The organism is Priestia endophytica, from assembly GCF_026790145.1.
In the GTDB taxonomy this organism is placed as follows: domain Bacteria; phylum Bacillota; class Bacilli; order Bacillales; family Bacillaceae_H; genus Bacillus_I; species Bacillus_I endophytica_A.
This window is the reverse complement of sequence record NZ_JALAMS010000028.1, coordinates 122192-140314: the sequence shown is the minus strand read 5'-3', so window position 1 is coordinate 140314 and position 18123 is coordinate 122192. Positions and strand designations below refer to the sequence as shown.

14 protein-coding genes and 1 pseudogene are annotated in these 18123 nt (G+C 34.7%); 12 read left to right on the top strand and 3 right to left on the bottom strand.

The features are described 5' to 3' along the window. Positions 1-246: 246 nt before the first annotated feature. On the bottom strand, positions 247-1077 hold the full coding sequence (locus MOC86_RS19810) for an AraC family transcriptional regulator (protein WP_048896684.1): 831 nt from the start codon (positions 1075-1077) through the stop codon (positions 247-249). A gap of 432 nt (positions 1078-1509) precedes the next feature. Here MOC86_RS19810 and MOC86_RS19805 point away from each other — a divergent pair, with 432 nt between their 5' ends. The 4 genes from MOC86_RS19805 (at position 1510) to MOC86_RS19790 (ending at position 5975) form a co-directional block, all read left to right on the top strand. Continuing rightward, positions 1510-2931: a sugar porter family MFS transporter gene (locus MOC86_RS19805; RefSeq protein WP_268585708.1), complete on the top strand. Its 1422-nt coding sequence runs from the start codon at positions 1510-1512 to the stop codon at positions 2929-2931. Between the two features lie 18 nt (positions 2932-2949). Beyond that, positions 2950-3810 (top strand): 2-keto-myo-inositol isomerase, encoded by an 861-nt coding sequence (gene iolI / locus MOC86_RS19800; protein ID WP_268585707.1) that lies wholly within the window; start codon positions 2950-2952, stop codon positions 3808-3810. A gap of 126 nt (positions 3811-3936) precedes the next feature. Then, positions 3937-4974: a Gfo/Idh/MocA family protein gene (locus MOC86_RS19795; RefSeq protein ID WP_268585706.1), complete on the top strand. Its 1038-nt coding sequence runs from the start codon at positions 3937-3939 to the stop codon at positions 4972-4974. Positions 4975-5111: 137 nt separating this feature from the next. After that, positions 5112-5975: a sugar phosphate isomerase/epimerase family protein gene (locus MOC86_RS19790; RefSeq protein WP_019390829.1), complete on the top strand. Its 864-nt coding sequence runs from the start codon at positions 5112-5114 to the stop codon at positions 5973-5975. A 223-nt stretch (positions 5976-6198) separates the two neighbouring features. On the opposite strand, the gene MOC86_RS19785 is transcribed toward MOC86_RS19790, so the two are convergent. Beyond that, positions 6199-6996: a DUF2935 domain-containing protein gene (locus MOC86_RS19785; protein WP_268585703.1), complete on the bottom strand. Its 798-nt coding sequence runs from the start codon at positions 6994-6996 to the stop codon at positions 6199-6201. Between the two features lie 462 nt (positions 6997-7458). Then, the gene (gene gdhA / locus MOC86_RS19780; RefSeq protein ID WP_268585702.1) at positions 7459-8841 is read right to left on the bottom strand and encodes an NADP-specific glutamate dehydrogenase; all 1383 of its coding nucleotides are present in this window, start codon (positions 8839-8841) and stop codon (positions 7459-7461) included. A 145-nt stretch (positions 8842-8986) separates the two neighbouring features. Between gdhA and MOC86_RS19775 the strand changes: the two genes are divergently transcribed. From MOC86_RS19775 to MOC86_RS19740, 8 genes and pseudogenes are all read left to right on the top strand, one after another. After that, positions 8987-9898 (top strand): LysR family transcriptional regulator, encoded by a 912-nt coding sequence (locus MOC86_RS19775; protein ID WP_040060746.1) that lies wholly within the window; start codon positions 8987-8989, stop codon positions 9896-9898. 186 nt (positions 9899-10084) lie between these two features. Further along, positions 10085-10549, top strand: coding sequence for a MerR family transcriptional regulator (locus MOC86_RS19770; protein ID WP_268585701.1), 465 nt, complete (start codon positions 10085-10087; stop codon positions 10547-10549). A 22-nt stretch (positions 10550-10571) separates the two neighbouring features. Next, a pseudogene (locus tag MOC86_RS19765) lies at positions 10572-11257 on the top strand (zinc metallopeptidase). A 44-nt stretch (positions 11258-11301) separates the two neighbouring features. Then, positions 11302-12597, top strand: a complete 1296-nt coding sequence (locus tag MOC86_RS19760; protein ID WP_268585700.1) for a hemolysin family protein — start codon at positions 11302-11304, stop codon at positions 12595-12597. Between the two features lie 470 nt (positions 12598-13067). Next, positions 13068-13703, top strand: a complete 636-nt coding sequence (locus MOC86_RS19755) for an FMN-dependent NADH-azoreductase (protein WP_268585699.1) — start codon at positions 13068-13070, stop codon at positions 13701-13703. A 161-nt stretch (positions 13704-13864) separates the two neighbouring features. Continuing rightward, complete coding sequence (locus tag MOC86_RS19750) at positions 13865-14968, top strand: 5-methyltetrahydropteroyltriglutamate--homocysteine S-methyltransferase (protein ID WP_268585698.1); 1104 nt, start codon at positions 13865-13867, stop codon at positions 14966-14968. An 83-nt stretch (positions 14969-15051) separates the two neighbouring features. Beyond that, complete coding sequence (locus MOC86_RS19745) at positions 15052-15282, top strand: excisionase family DNA-binding protein (RefSeq protein WP_268585696.1); 231 nt, start codon at positions 15052-15054, stop codon at positions 15280-15282. A 261-nt stretch (positions 15283-15543) separates the two neighbouring features. Next, complete coding sequence (locus tag MOC86_RS19740; RefSeq protein ID WP_268585695.1) at positions 15544-18063, top strand: tetratricopeptide repeat protein; 2520 nt, start codon at positions 15544-15546, stop codon at positions 18061-18063. Positions 18064-18123: the final 60 nt, after the last annotated feature.

The following is an 18123-nucleotide window of genomic DNA, read 5'->3' as shown; positions in this document are numbered from 1 at the left end:
CCCCTAACTTACCCGACTAAAGGAAAATATATATTATTCACTACGACATTTAGTAGAAAGAGAATAATTAATGGAGTTTCTTATCGAGATGAGTAGGGTTCTTAAGTGTCTTCTCGAACAAATGTTAAAGTCCATATAGTAGAAAGGCTTTATATAAATGTTTAAAGAAACAGAAAGAGAGAAGGCAATAATTTATTCAGAAACAGAGAGCGTATGCCTTCTCTACAGAATCATTTCATTTTCTATTTAAAACTGAAGCTCTCTAAATCTTCTTGGCGATAAGTCGCTGTGTTTTTTGAATGTTGTGACAAAATAAGAGACACTATTAAAACCGCAGGTGAACGCTATTTCCTTGACGGATAAATTCGTATTATATAGTAAGTTTTTTGCATTATTAATTCGGTAGTTAATTAAGTATTGATAGGGGGAAGCATTCATATGTTTTTTGAAGACTCTAGAAAAATGATAAGGGCTTAATTGAACGTGTTTTGCTATATCGTCTAAATTGATATCTTCACTATAATGATTTTCAATGTAAAGAATAGCTTTTTGCACAATTTCTTCTACAGATTGCGTTGCCTGGTTAGAGATTTCATTTAATTCACACAGAATCTTTTGGACAATAATTGAAGCTGCATGTTCATCTACTTTGTTTTTTTCCATCATTGTGAGAATGTGATTCATACAACTTTTTATATTCCAGTTGTTATCAAGTGAATACACACATCCGTTTCGATTAAAAAGCAGTTCAAAATAGTCTTCACTTGAGTTTCCCGTAAAGTGAAGAAATTCAAACTCTGTATCTTCTAGTGCTGCATACAAGTGAGGTTTCTGACAGTCAAGAAAGATAAACATATTCTCTGTTGCTAGGAATTCTTGGTTTTTGTAGTGAACTTTCATTTTTCCTTTTTTTACATACAGGAATAAATGCTCACCAAATGTATTTCTTTTCGTTTCATAAGCATCTGAACAATAATAAGAACCTGCATTTGTAATATGATAAAGCGCTTTCTTAGCAAATTTGCTTGGTGTATGAAAAAACGCTTTCGAATTTGCTAAAACCCCTTTTTCTCCCATATGAATTCCTCCTTATTATTAGCAATATTATTAAATAAAGAAGAAAAAAGCAATATTGTTAAAAAGAATAGCAATTTTTCTAAAGAAGTGAGCAATTTTTTTTAATGACCTTTTATTCACAGTTTAATAGAATGAGTTTATAACAGCAATAATTATACAAAGGAGATAAAAAAGTGGAAATGAGAGATGGTTTAGGTAATGAAATAAGCATGAAAAAGGCGCACATAATTCTAAACTTTTATAGAAATTGAAAGCGCTTTTAGATTGTTTGTTATCCATCACTAATCTCACACACCGTAAAAAACGATTGAAAGTGAGGATAAAAAGACTGAAATTTGAAATCGATTTCATTTGTTGGATGGTGATAAAACGCAGAAGTTTTATTACAAGCTAAGTTGATCAAGGTAACTTAAATACTTAAGGAGAATTATCATGGATAAACAAGGAAAGCAACATTCATTTTTGCGCACAATTATCCTGATCTCTACATTTGGTGGACTCCTTTTTGGATATGATACAGGGGTTATCAATGGAGCATTACCATACATGTCGAGAGCTGATCAGTTAAACCTTAACTCTTTTACACAAGGTCTTGTAACAAGTGCTCTCCTCTTTGGAGCCGCATTTGGAGCTGTATTTGGTGGTAGATTATCGGACTATAATGGACGTCGTAAAACGATTTTATATTTAGCAGTATTATTTTTTGTCTCTACAATTGGGTGTGCTTTATCTCCGAACGCTATAATTATAGTTATTTTTCGTTTCTTGCTAGGACTTGCTGTAGGGGGAGCATCTGTAACAGTACCAACATATTTAGCTGAGATGTCTCCTGCTGAAAGCCGCGGGAAAATGGTTACTCAAAATGAATTGATGATTGTGACAGGACAACTTTTAGCTTTTACTTTTAATGCGGTTATCGGAAATGTGCTAGGAGAGCATCCACACGTTTGGCGCTATATGTTACCTATTGCTACAATTCCGGCTCTTCTTCTATTCTTCGGTATGTTTAGAGTACCTGAGAGTCCACGCTGGCTCGTATCAAAAGGAAAAAAAGAAGATGCTTTGCACGTTCTTCAGAAAATACGGGAAAAGGAACGAGCAAATTCTGAGTTACAAGAAATTGAGAACGCTTACGTTCAAGAATCAAAAATGGATAAAGCAACGTTTAAAGATTTAACAGTGCCATGGGTGCGCCGAGTAGTTTTTCTTGGAATTGGGATTGCTGTTGTACAGCAAATCACAGGAGTGAACTCGATTATGTATTATGGGACTAAAATTTTGCAAGATGCGGGTTTTCAAACCGAGGCAGCTCTTATTGGGAACATCGGAAATGGAATTGTATCTGTTGTAGCTACAGTTGTAGGGATTTGGTTACTTGGCAAAGCAGGACGCCGGCCGATGCTTATAACTGGTCTAGCTGGTACAACAGTAACATTGTTACTTATTGCAATATTCTCTATTACACTTGAGGGGTCAGAGATTCTTCCATATATTGTTTTGGCATTAACAATTACGTTTCTTGCGTTCCAGCAAGGAGCCATCTCTCCTGTAACATGGCTTATGCTTTCAGAAATATTCCCTTTAAGGTTAAGGGGATTAGGGATGGGCGTTACTGTATTTTGTTTGTGGGGAGTTAACTTCCTTGTCGGATTAACATTCCCAGTATTACTAGACAGTATTGGTTTATCTTCAACATTCTTTGTTTTTGTAGTTTTAGGAATAGGAGCCATAACGTTTGTTGCAAAATGTTTGCCGGAAACGAAAGGGCTTACACTTGAAGAGTTAGAACAAAGCTTCCGTAGCTATAGCAGTGGAAGTTCTAAAGTCTTAAATAACAATAAAACAATTGGATAAGAAATGGAGAGGATTAATATGAAATTATGTTTTAACGAAGCAACAACATTAGAAAATTCTAACCTTATGAAAGACTTAGAGTACTGCAATAAGCATGGATACGATTATATTGAAATTCGCACAATGGATAAATTACCAGAATACTTGGAGAACCATTCAATCGATGATTTAGCAACCTTTTTTAAGACAAACCATATTAAACCATTAGCTCTTAATGCTTTAGTATTTTTCAATAATCGAACAGAAGAAGAGTATAAGGGAATTATTGAGGAATTTAAAGGTATGCTCGAAACAGCTCAAAAGATTGGTGCTCAGTATATTGTAGCTGTTCCATTAGTAACAGAACAAAAAATCTTAAAAAACGAAATTAAAAATAGTTGTGTAAAAGTGTTAAATGAACTATCAAAAATGGCTGAGCCATTTGGCGTTAAAATAGCAGTTGAATTCGTAGGGCATCCTCAATGCACAGTAAATACATTTGAGCAAGCTTATGATATTGTGCAAACAGTTGATCGTGACAACGTAGGATTAGTGTTTGATTGCTTCCACTTCCATGCAATGGGATCAAACTTAGAAGAATTTAGAAAAGCAGATATTAATAAAATCTTTATCGTCCACATTGATGATACAGAAGATTTCCCTATTGGTTTCTTAACAGACGAAGATAGAGTTTGGCCTGGACTAGGGGCTATTGATTTAGATGGCATCTTTTCAATCTTAAAAGAGAAGGGCTATGATGATGCAGTATCTGTGGAATTATTCCGCCCAGAATATTACAAATTAGATGCTGAACAAGCAATTAAGACAGCAAAAGATACAACGATTAAAGCTGTCTCAAAACATTACAGTTATGAAGGAAAAGAATCGTTTTCTTTATAGGATAGAGAATTCAATTTCGTAACAACTTTAGGCTTAAAAGCTCCGTTTTTGGAGCTTTTGAGAACTAAGAGGGGATTTTTTGAAAAGTTTATCAAATAGTTATGAAACTAAAGGAGGCCATATAGGATGGTTTTAAAAATAGGGGTTATTGGCACAGGAGCAATTGGACAGGATCATATTCGAAGAATTACAAACAAATTATCTGGTGGGGAAATCGTTGCTGTTACTGACGTTAACAAAGAACAAGCAAAAGCAATTGTAGAAACTCAAAACCTGGATGCGAAAATTTATGATGATGGTCATGAATTAATTAAGGCAGAAGAAGTTGATGCAGTTGTTGTTACTTCTTGGGGACCTACTCATGAAGAGTTCGTATTAGCAGCTGTTGAAGTTGGAAAACCAGTATTTTGTGAAAAACCTCTTGCTATTACTGCTGAAGGTTGTAAAAAAATTGTGGAAGCAGAGATTGCTACAGGTAAATCATTAGTACAAGTTGGCTATATGCGTCGTTACGATACAGGATATCGCGCATTGAAAAATGTAATTGAAAGTGGAAAAATTGGTGAACCATTAATTGTTCACTGCGCACATAGAAACCCTACAGTTCCTGACACATATACAGAAGATATGGCAATCGTTGATACATTTATTCATGAAATTGATGTATTGCGTTGGTTACTAAATGATGATTATGTATCTGTTCAAATCGTTGCACCTAGAAAAACAAGTAATGCATTAGAACACTTGCAAGATCCACTCATCGTTTTATTAGAAACAAAACAAGGTATCCGAATTAATGCTGAGATTTTTGTGAACTGCCAGTACGGATATGATATTCAATGTCAAGTCGTAGGGGAAACAGGCATCGCAAATTTACCTGAACCTTCAAGTGTCGTTTTACGCAGTGAAGCAAAATTATCTACAGAAATTTTAGTGGATTGGAAAGACCGTTTCATTGATTCTTACGATACAGAACTTCAAGATTGGATTAATTCAACGCTTAAAGGAGAAGTAAATGGACCAACAGCTTGGGACGGTTACGTTGCTGCTGTTACTTCAGATGCTTGTTTAGAAGCGAAAGAGTCAGGAAATATTGTGCCGATTTCTTTAGAAGAACGCCCTGAATTTTATAATAAAAATTTAGTTGTTGTAGAAAAAATCTAATAGTAGGAAACACAACTGCTACTATATTTAGAATAAATAAGCGTTTATAGCAAAATAGTTTGATAATAAAAAAAATGAATAAAGCCATAGTGTATATGAGTATGCTTTGAGCTTATAAGGGAAAGGGGAAATTTACATTGCGTTTAGCTTATGATCCATCACATTATCGTGATAATACAAACTTAAAAGATACAATTGATACGGTTGCAAGATTAGGATATGAATATGTAGAATTATCTCCACGTAAAGATTTTATTTGGTTTTATGAGTATCCAAAAGTAGACAAGGCGTTAATCAAAGACTTAAAACGTTATTGCAGTGATGCAGGGGTTAAAATCTCATCTGTTCTACCTGTTCAACAGTGGTCTTCTCCAAATGAGGAAGAACGACAAGCCGCAGTTCGAAACTGGAAGAGATGCATCGAAATCACATCTGAATTAGGTGTAGATCTAATGAATAGTGAATTTAGTGGGGATATAAGTCGTCCTGTTGAAAGTGAAGCTGCTTTTGTAAAGTCAATGGAAGAACTTATGCCTATTTTTGAAAGAGAAGGAATTAACTTAAATCTTCAGTCTCATCCGAATGACTTTATTGAGTTAAATACAGAAGCTATTCGTATGATTCGAGCTTTAGATAAAGACTGGATTAAGCTTGTTTATTCTGTTCCTCATGCTTTCTTTTATGATGATGGTATTGGTGATGTTGAGCAACATCTTGAGGAAGCAGGTGACTTGCTTGCACATGTTCTGATTGCTGATACGCTGAATCATAAAGCAGCATTTGGATTACGCTATATCGTCAATCCACCAGATGCAAAGGTAACAATTCACCAGCACTTAAATCCTGGTGAAGGAGAAATTAATTTTGAGGCATTATATCGAAAACTAAGAGAAATGAAATTCGATGGAATTGTAACAAATGCTGTATTTGCTTACCCTGACCGTCCTGAATGGTCAAATGAAGTTACGTTGAAATCGATTAGAGAAGGATTACATATTTAATTTCTTTTATAGTTAGTTTTTAAGAGTTAGATATGTAATAGTAACAAAAATAAAAAGGCACTTTCTCCTTATTAAGGAAAAAGTGCCTTTTTAATTAAGAATGATAAGTATAACTTAAAACAAATTGGTAAGAACATAAAGGATATTAAGAAGGAACAGTATTTTGTTATTCGAAACACGAATAAAGTTCTATATTGGATTTTGACTACTCTAATAGAGAACTTCAACTATTTTGATTTTTTAATTTTGCTTCAAACATATCAATAATATGTAGAAACCTTTCAGCTTCGCGAAAAGTATGATCTGCCAGAAGTGGATGAATAATACTTTTAATTCTACATTCTTCAATGAGCTCTCTCGCAGTCTTTTTGAAATCCCGAAGAGAGGTTACGGAAACTCGGTTTTCATCAAGAAATTGATCAAGAAGAGGAACAGTTTGGGACTGTGGCTTCATAGATTCTAAATCTTTGGCTTGAAAAACTAATTGATCAAAGTCATTACTGAAATTTCTGGCCATATCTACCAACTTTCTTTCTGAGGGATCAAGGAGATGGCCTATAAATTTGGCATGATCAGCCATAATTCTTAGAAAGAATACGTTTTCCTTAATAATAGCATCAGCAAGAGGCTTTAATTTTCCCTCATTTAGCTCAATTAATCGTTTTCTAAAATAGTTAGCTTCTCTGCTAATATGATCAACTAAAAGAGGAAAGTTGTTTGCGCCTGGCATTTGACAGTTTAAAATTAAACCTAAGACTTTTCTTTTAAAAGCAAATATTCCTGTTGCTGCTTGTTGAACTTCTGAATTGAACCTTTTCATGTGTGTAGGATCTATTTGATTCGTAAATGAATGTGCTCTTTGTTCTATTTGTTCAAATAGATGATAAAATTGGTTTGCTTCTTGAATTAATTGAGTATCTTCTGCTCTAAAACCTAATCTAAGAAATAAAGAATGTTCTTTCATAATTCTTGACCAAAAACGAATTTCATCTAAAGATTTCTCTACAAATCCATTAGTCATCCTTACTCCCCCTCATACGGAAAATCAAATCCGTTTTCATACTATTCAGGTTTGAGGGGAGATATACATGCCTTTCTGAGGGTGTTGAAAGATATTTTTATGAACCTTATCTCATCTGTGAAGACCTTCTTCAGTAGCTTATTCTATTGCTTTGGTGTAGGTGATATATTAGGTCATTAATATAGGAATCTTGATTTGAGCAATGTCCGAAAATACGATGTCTTTATAATCTTATTCTCTTATACCTATCAATTTCTAAAGGAAAGTCTCTCTTATACAAAAAACATATTAACTTTCCATTGAATTATCCATCTAGCACTTCATTTAAAAAATAAATCTTTCTTTTGCATTCAATATATACTTCAACAATCTTTTTACTTACAATAACGCTCACCAATTAGTGACCGTTATTGTATAGTACTTTATTTTTTTCTACTTATAATCATACGTGGGTCTTATCTTTTATATAACACCTTGGTCAAGCATTGCATCAGCAACTTTTAAAAATCCTGCAATATTAGCACCAACAACAAGGTTTCCTGGTGCATCATAATCTTTTGAGGCTTTCATACTCTTGCTGTAAATATCTCTCATGATGCCTTGTAATTTCATATCTACTTCTTCTTGGGTCCAAGCTAGTCTCGAACTATTTTGTGCCATTTCTAGCGCAGAGACTGCAACCCCGCCTGCATTTGCTGCTTTAGCAGGAGCAAATAAAACGTTATGAGCGATAAAAGTATTGACGGCTTCTTGGGCAGAAGGCATGTTTGCACCTTCGCCAACGGCCTTAACCCCATTTGCAACTAATATCTTTGCTGCATCTTGACTTAACTCATTTTGTGTTGCACATGGTAATGCAATATCACATGGAATTGTCCAAATACCTGAACATCCTTCCTGATATATAGCATCCTGATGTTCTTTAATATATTCAGAGATTCTTGCATTTTTTACTTCTTTTAATTGTTTAACAGTATCTAAATTAATTCCATTTTGATCGTAAATATATCCGCTTGAATCACTGCATGCTACTACTTTTGCGCCAAACTGTATTGCCTTTTCCATTGCATAAATGGAAACATTTCCTGAGCCAGATACAACAACTGTACTGTCTTTAAAACCTAATCCCTGATCTTTAAGCATTTCCTCTACAAAATATACTGTCCCATATCCTGTTGCTTCTTTTCGGCCTAAGCTTCCCCCATAACCAATACCTTTTCCAGTTAGGACACCTGCTTCATAAGCCCCTTTTATTTTTTTATACTGTCCGAACATATAACCAATCTCTTTAGCTCCTACTCCTATATCTCCAGCGGGAACATCAACATCTGGACCAATATGTCTACTAAGTTCTGTCATAAAGCTCTGACAAAAGCGCATAATCTCTAGATCAGATTTACCTTTTGGATCAAAGTCAGAACCGCCTTTTCCACCGCCTATTGGCTGGCCTGTTAATGAGTTTTTGAAGATTTGTTCAAAGCCGAGGAATTTTATAATGCTTGCATTAACAGAAGGGTGAAATCTTAGCCCGCCTTTATAAGGCCCAATAGCACTACTAAATTGAACGCGATATCCACGATTTACTTTTACGTTCCCTTTATCATCCACCCATGGAACTCTAAAAGTAATCATTCGCTCAGGTTCAATCATTCTTTCTAGTACGGCTTGGTTAATATATAGTGGATTTTTCTCCAAAACAGGTATTAAAGAATCAAGTACTTCTTTAACAGCCTGTTGAAACTCCCATTCATTTGGATTTTGTATTTGTACACTGTTGAATAAACGATTCACAAAGTCTTTCACAATCCTTGTTTGATTCTCTTCTCCTGTTTCCATTACTTTCATAAATGTTCAACCCCTAAATATTTTAAAATTGGGAAAATTCCTTTTCTTAAATGTGTTTTCATTCTATAATTTTATAATTAATAGTTTCAATACTAATTTCCGATGAAATCAATGCGTTAAACGCATTAAGATGGAGTGACTAAAAATGGAGACAAGGCAAATTCAATATTTCCTAGAGGTTGCAAAGAGGGAACATGTAACAGAAGCAGCAGATGTCTTACATGTTGCTCAATCCTCTGTTAGCAGACAAATTTTTAATTTAGAAAATGAATTAGGTGTCAAACTTTTTATACGTGAGGGAAGAAGGGTGAAATTAACTCCTTTAGGTAGAATCTTTTTTGAACGGATGAAACAAGTGTGGAATATGATGGAGGATGCAAAGAGAGAAGTAGAAGAACATTTAAATCCTGAAAGAGGAATCGTTCGGATTGCGTTTCCGATTAGTATGGCTGCTCATACATTACCATCGATCATTTCTTCTTTTCGCACTCGGTACCCAGAAGCTAAATTTCAAATGAGCAATGCCCTTTATTATGATCTAATAGATGGTGTTATAACTGGTGAATTTAATTTGGCCATGATTGCACCAATGCCTGACCAGGAAAAAGAGAAGAAAATTAAAGGGGCTACTTTATTCACAGAAAATATAGTTGCACTCATTCCTATTCGTCATCCATTATCTGATCGAAAATCAATTAGATTAAGAGAGTTAAAAGATGATCCGTTCTGTGTCCTTCCTGAAGAGTTTATATTTCGTAAACAAGTTGTTGAAGGATGTAATGATGCAGGGTTTTCACCACAAATTGCATTTGAAGGGAAAGATATTGATGCATTAAAAGGATTAGTCTCTGCAGGGCTAGGTGTAGCATTAATGCCAGAGATGACACTGATAGATAATACACCTCGGTCTACCGTTATGATTCCCATATCAGATGCGAATCTTACGAGAACAGTCGGAGTAATCTACCCAACACAACGCAAACTACTGCCAACTGAATCTTTATTTTATGATTTTCTGCTTGAAACTTACGAAAGGTTAAATGAATTTAGAGAGTGAAAAAAGAGAATCATTCCTAGATCTAGTTGTTTATTTTTAAATATACACACAATTCCCTTTTCATGTACATAATATAAAAGTTCAAAAAATGAAGATGGTGCAGATTGCTTGGTTCACAAAGAATCTGGACCTTTTTTTGATAGGCTTCTTCTTTATGAAACATTTGTGAACGTATGATGAAAACGGTTGTTAAAGAAAAGATTAAATCATATGATGGATATCAAACCATCACGTGACAGTTTAGGGGGTGTCTCAATTGGGGCTGAGAAACTAAAAATCGGTGAACTTGCTAAGCTAACAGGGCTCACAAAGAGAACCATTGACTATTATACAAATATGGGTTTGTTAGAAGCGGAACGTTCTACTTCTAATTATCGTTTCTATGATCGCTCATGTATTGAGAAAATCGAATACATTGAAAAATGTAAAAAGAGAAATCAGTCTTTAGAAGAGATAAAAAAATCTCTTCAAGAGAAAGAAGCAGAGGAAATCGATATATTAGAACTGAGATTGAAAATGAAAGGTTTAGAAAAAGAACTAAATCAAGTGTTAGATCAAAAAGGTGATAAAGATGCTCGAGACTTGTTAAAAAAAGGGTTATCTAAAGAAAGTTTTTCTTTAATTCAATCACTCTTGTTATTGCTACATTAAAAGATAGAGGGGATACATTTAAATGCTTTTCCATCCTATGGATATTTTTATTTTTATTGCATTGGGCATCTCGATTTGGGCTCAATTTAGAGTAAAAGGTAATTTTAATAAATGGGCTGAAGTATCGACTAAGACAAGAATGTCAGGTGCAGAAGTAGCACGTAAAATTTTAGATGATAATGGATTACAGGCTGTTTCGATAGAAGTTGTGGCTGGAAGGCTATCTGATCATTATGATCCAATGAATCGAGTAACCAGATTATCAGAAGAAGTATATTACGGATGTTCTATTGCGTCTGTTTCTGTAGCTTCTCACGAAGTAGGGCACGCTATTCAACATCAGAGTCATACAAGGCTCTTGTAGTAAGACACAAGATTTTTCCGTTAGCAAACTTAGCTTCAGGTATCACTCCATTTATGTTTTTAGGAGGAATGCTTTTACAGCAGCTTTCGTTAATTGGAGTAGGGATTTTATTCTTCTCTGCTGCAGTAGCATTTCAATTGATTACATTGCCCGTCGAATTTGATGCGAGTAAAAGAGCAAGAAACTTAATGTTAAGTCAAGGAATTCTTTATAGTGATGAAGAACGTGGAGTAAAGAAAGTATTGAATGCAGCAGCTCTTACATATGTTGCTGCAACATTAATGGCGGTTTTTGAATTGGCGAAATTTGTAATGATTTTTTTCCAAGGTCAAGAAGAAGAATAACAATTATTTAGGAGGTGTAAACCTTACATTCGTAAGGTTTTAATTTGGATAACATTACTGTTAATTTTATACTCGTTGCTATTTTAATTGGACTTACAGCATTTTTCGTAGCAACAGAATTTGCAATCGTTAAAGTCAGGACGTCGAAAATTGATCAGCTTGTTGCTGAAGGGAAAAGGGGAGCCATTGCGGCTAAGAAAGTTACGACTCACCTTGATGAATACCTTTCAGCCTGTCAGTTAGGAATTACTGTTACAGCAATGGGACTAGGTTGGTTAGGAGAACCAACCATTGAACGTGTATTACATCCTTTATTTGAAGCATTAAATCTTAATGAAGCTACAACCACCATTTTATCTTTTGGTATTGCTTTTGCTCTTATGACCTATCTCCACGTTGTTATTGGAGAACTAGCTCCTAAGACAGTCGCAATTCAAAAAGCGGAGTTGATTACGTTAACTCTTGCAAAACCAATTATCTTGTTCTACCGCATCATGTTCCCATTTATTTGGCTACTAAATGGCTCAGCACGAGTGATTGTTGGATTGTTTGGTTTAAAACCAGCTTCTGAACATGAAATGGCTCACTCTGAAGAAGAACTGCGCTTACTGCTTTCAGAAAGCTATAAAAGTGGCGAAATTAATAAAAACGAATTGAAATATGTAAATAATATTTTTGAATTTGATGAGAGAATTGCTAAAGAAATCATGGTGCCTAGAACAGAGATGGTTACATTATCGATTGATGATTCTTTCAATGAAACAATTGAGACTTTAAAAGTAGAAAAATTCACTCGTTATCCGATTGTAGATGGAGATAAAGACAATATTGTAGGGGTTATTAACATTAAAGAAGTATTAACGTCTACACTATGGGAAGATAATGAAAAAGCAAATCTTAGCGATTTTATTAATCCCGTTATTCAAGTTATTGAGACAATTCCTATTCATGAATTAATGATTAAGATGCAGAAAGAACGTATGCATATGGCTATCCTTATTGATGAATATGGCGGTACTTCGGGGTTAGTAACAATTGAAGATATTGTCGAAGAAATCGTTGGGGAAATTAGAGATGAATTTGATGAAGAAGAAGTACCTGAAGTACGAAAAATAGCGGATGATCACTATATCTTAAATTCCAAGGTTCTAATTAGTGATGTAAACAATTTATTGAATCTAAACTTAGAATACGATGAAGTTGATACAATTGGAGGATGGTTCCTTACACAAAATTTTGAAGCTGAAAAGGGTGCCGAAATTCAATGTGAAGGATATACGTTTAAAATTCGAGAAGTTGAAGGTCATCATATCTCTTTCGTAGATGTATTTAAAAGCTAAATAGAAAGAAAAAGAGAACTATGACAAGATAGTTCTCTTTTTTAAGCATTCTCACTTGTATTTCAATGGAATGGTTTAGTTTTCTCCCAAGAGCTGTAAAAAAAGCGATCACCACGTTCTTTTGGCAATGGATGTTAAAAAACGTAGTAATCAACTTTACTTGTATAGCAGAACAGTTTGCTTAATGAATAAAGAAAGGTAATGGAGGAGCCAATTGCAAAGCTTATTTTAAAAAAGTATATTTTCTTGTATAACCTGCAATAAAGGGTAAGTTTCTTATGAATATATCTTTAAATAAAATATCTTGAATTAAAAATAATTGACTTAAAGATATTTAGAGCATATAATGATACTAATAAATCACAGGGCTCACTAAAATAGATATCTATAATAACAGCTTATACTGTGCATAAATAGCCATTATCATGGTCATTATATAAAAGGATTGAATGAAAAAGGAGCGAAAAATTATGGCAAAAGTATTGTATATTACAGCACATCCACATGATGAAAAAACGTCTTACAGCATGGCGGCAGGTCAAGCATTTGTGACGGCTTATAAAGAGCAAAACCCAAGTGATGAAATTGTTCATATTGATTTGTATAAAGAAAACATTCCACACATTGATGCTGACATTTTCAGTGGATGGGGCAAACTTCAATCAGGAAGTGAATTTGATCAACTTTCTAAAGAAGAACAAAGTAAAGTAGCTCGTCTTGCAGAGCTAAACGAACAGTTCATTTCAGCTGATAAATATGTATTTGTTACACCACTATGGAACTTCTCGTTCCCACCAGTGATGAAAGCATACTTAGATTCTGTAGCTGTTGCAGGGAAATCATTCAAATATACAGAACAAGGTCCTGTTGGATTACTAACAGACAAAAAAGCCCTTCATATCCAAGCGCGAGGCGGCTACTATTCAGAAGGTCCTGCAGCAGACTTAGAAATGGGTCATCGTTATATTGGCATTATGATGAACTTCTTTGGCGTTCCATCATTTGACGGTTTATTTATTGAAGGACATAATGCAGAGCCAAATAAAGCAGAACAAATTAAAGCAGACGGTATTGCTCGTGCAAAAGAACTAGCAAAAAGCTTCTAATAGCAAAAATAGCGGAGATGATTCTCCGCTATTTTTTATGTGAAAATATTTACTTTACATTAAAAATAATTAGAAAAAACAAATCATTAAAAACATTCTGTAGTCTAAGCTTCCTTTTCGTTACAATAGAAACAATATTTTAAAAAAGGGGATGCACTCATTTGACAACAACAACAGTTAAAGGACCATTTAAAGCAGATCATGTTGGAAGTTTCTTACGTCCGAAACGATTGAAAGAAGCTCGTTTACAGAAACAAAATGGTGAAATTACAGCAGCACAACTGAGAGCTATCGAGGATGAGGAAATTACACGTCTTGTTCAAAAACAAAAAGAAGTTGGGTTACAGGCGGTAACAGAAGGAGAATTTAGACGTACATGGTGGCACTTTGACTTCCTATCTGAGCTTGTAGGTGTTGAACTTTATGAGACAGAGCAAGGTATTCAATTCAATGGAATTCAAACAAAAGCTTATGGAATTAAAGTTATTGATAAAGTAGATTTTGATGGACATCCAATGCTTGAGGATTATAAGCTCCTACATAACCTTGCTGGTGATCATATTGCGAAGTTTACAATTCCAAGTCCAAATATGCTTTTCTTTAGAGGGAATATCTCAGAAGAAGTATATAGTGATCAAAATGCCTTTTTTGATGATGTAATCAAAGCATATCAAAAAGCAATTCAAGCTTTTTATGATGCAGGGTGCCGCTATCTACAGCTGGATGATACAGCATGGGCTGCTTTCTTCTCTGAACAAGGGCAAGAGCAAATCGCGCAGCGTGGCTATGAACCAAAAGAGTTTGCTAAACTGTTTACAAGAGCTATTAATGAGTCAATTGAGAATAAACCGGAAGACATGGTTATTACAATGCATATTTGCCGTGGGAACTTTAGATCAACATATGTAGCAAGCGGTGGATATGATAATGCTTCAGAATACATCTTCGGCGAATTGAAGGTTGATGGACTTTTCCTTGAATTCGATGATGCACGTTCAGGAGGGTTTGAACCATTAAAACACGTAAAACGTGATGATTTACAACTTGTTTTAGGACTAATCACATCTAAATTTGGTGAGCTTGAGGATCCTGGAAAAGTGAAGGGACGTTTACAAGAAGCAGCACAGTACGTGGGTCTTGATCAAATTTGCTTAAGTCCTCAGTGTGGATTTGCTTCAACAGAAGAGGGAAATATTTTGACAGAAGAGCAGCAATGGGATAAAATTCGTCACGTAATTAACATTGCGAATGACGTTTTCAAATAAGAAATATCTTTTGCACCACCTTTTACTTTGTAGAAGATGGTTTTCCCATAAAATAGATAAACGAAAGAGGAGGGAGATAAAAAATGTACCTAACAGTAGAAGAAGTAGCTGAATTTTTAGAAATTCCCGCTTCACAAGTTAAAAATCTCATCCATCATAAGCAGATTCGGGCGATTCATGATGGCGAGCAGTTTCTCATTAATAAAGAGCAGTTTAACACACATTTAGAGCAGCTTGAGAAATATAAGAGGCTTGTTGAAGATCTTATGAATGAGCCATTACCTGAAGACATTGATGTGAAAGACGAAGACTAATTTAAAAAACCCTTTCGTATAATAATGCGGAAGGGTTTTCTGCTAGCGAACGATAAAGGGTAGACAATTTGAATCCTTAACCCTAAAATAGGATTCAACATAAAATAGCTTCTTTTGTATCTTTTCTTATCGTTAAAATGACAAAGAAATGAAACCTGCTTTTCATAAAACTCTGTTACAATGAAAGAAAAGATACCGTAACACAGGGTATTATAAAGCTATAAATCTCATCTTTTTATATATTTTGGAGGATAGACGAATATGACACTAGAAGATCGCTTGATCCAAAAGACATATTACAAACATTTTATAAATGACAATGAAAATCGCCATCCCATAGAAGTCCTTGGCGAAGCAACAGTTGCAGAACAGGAGAAGGAATCCTACGATTTATCGGATATTCGCTTTGCTCAAGGAGAAGTTTATTATCATAGTCAAGATTTCGAAACGGCTATTTTTAAATGGGAGAACATTAATAGCGAACTCGAACCATGGGCGAAAAAGAATATTGGAGACACCTACTACAAGACAGGCAGACTATCAGATGCTGAGGAAATTTATCTTTCTTTGAAAGTAGATGATCCTATTTTAACAGCTGAAGTTTCCTTACAGCTTTTTTCTCTTTATATTGATCAGGATAATATTGAAAGAGCATATGAAGTGATTAAAGAAGCTGTTAAAGTGAACCCAGCTTATCCAGGAATAACAGAACTAGCGCGTAAGTTTTATGAACGCCAAGAAGATTGGGAAAGCGCAACAGAGCTTGCGGTTAGTGAATCTCTTCGAACTGAAGATCTTTTTTGGTTTGCAACGGTTATTAAATATGCCAAAAATCAATATACAACAATCTTCTCACCTGATTATTTCTACCAAGTGCTTATCACATTTTATAAAACAGATCAGATGCACTTTAAAAAGCTTGTGTCTGCATTATGGGAAAGCTATAAAAACGAAGAGACTTATCTAGAATGGATCAAAACAATCAATGACATTTTCCTTAATGTTGATATTGGTCTTTATGAGTATTGGCAAGAAATCTCGTCTCTATATGAAGAATCTTATTTATATTTAATTAGTGGATCATACGATTTACAACTTCTTCATGATTTCATTCCAACAACATTGGAAAATTGGTTGAAAGTAACAAGAGATGCTAAATCATTGTTCCCAGCTGCAGCCATTTGGACATGGAATGAGCAGTTCCCATCGACTATTATGGAGGAATCTGTTCAAAAAGCAGAAAGCACTTTATTTAACTCAGACAGCGATATTGATGGGCTATCGTATAGCTTCAACATCGTAGAGTCGATGATGTCGTGGGCAGAACAGCGCAATATTGAACTAGATCCGTCAGTTGCGAGTCTTTTAAATAAGAACGTTCATCATCTTCTTATGATTGATCCAGAAAATGATGAAGAAACAACTGTTAAAACACTTCATACTTTCTCAAGAGAAGAAGATGAAAGAACATGGATGGTTGTTGATGGCTCTAGTGCTTACCGAGAAAAGAAATTAAGACAATCTCTTGATAAATGGGCACCACTAGGAGATTCATTGCTTTTTATTGTTCATCCAACATACACGTTTGGTGAAGACGAACGTGAAGAATTAAGAAAGCTTGAACAATCCATGCCTGTTCATTTCCTTATTAAAGGAATGGATGCACATGGCGATATTGAAAGCCGATTACGTATGGATTTCCAAGATGCTTTAATTAGTGTAGGTGGAGATGAAAACTTAACATCATTTATTCAAGCGAATTTCTTTGAAATTATTGATGGAACTGAGAAGCGTCGCATTCATAAGCTGCTCTCTTTCATGCGAATCACGCTCCATGACCTTGGAAAAAGACGTGTTGAAGAAGAGCTTTATTTACAAGATCTTATCAATACAGAAGAACAAAAGATTGAAAAGCTTGGAAGTGATATCGAATTTTTACGTGAGCTAGAGAAGAAAAAATCTCGATATGTTACAGAGACATATGCCAAGTTAAAAGATGAAATCAAAGACAACTTTGAAAATAGTCTCCCAAATTTACTTCGAGAATGTACAGAGATTATTACAGAGGATAGTGATTTTGCCAATATCCATAAAGAAGTAAATGATAAAATGAATAAAGTAATTGAAGTTCAATGGACAAAAGTATTAACAGACCTTCAGCATGCTCTTCAACAATGGCTTTCTCTTTCACGCGAAGAGCTTGTCCAAAGTCAAGAAAGCTTTGACGATCTTGCCGTAGAATTTAATAATCGCTTTGCCAGAGAAAAAGTAGAGCTTAAAGGAGACTTTAAGATTTTAGATGACTGGCGTCGTGATATTAGACGATTAACGGTAAGAATGCCAATTGAAGAACAAAATATTTTCCTTCAATCTAAATTTGCACAGCTTATGTTCCAGCGCGCTGGGAAATTGATTGGTGCTTTAGCTTCTCAGAAAACAATGTACAATCAATATAAGAAAAATGTTGATAGTCAAGATTATGAAGAAGCAGCTCAAATGGTCACAAATCGTCTTTTTGCACAATTTAATTCTCTTGAGAATTCACTTAAGCTTGACGTAGAAACATTCTTCTCACAGCCATTTGAAGAGCTTACAATGTTTAAAGATGGAACAGAGGTATCACTTGAAAATAACCGTTTAACACTAAAAGATATGAAAGAAAACCCAGGAGAATATTATAATCCAATTAAATTGTTCGAAATTCGTGTTCGTCAGTATGAAGTAATGATTGAAGCGAAAGAAGAAGTAGATTATAGAGAGATTTTAGTAGAAGATAATTAAGAAAAAAGGCACCGCTCACTCGCAGTGCCTTTTTTCTTAAAGATAATCCGAACTGGTACA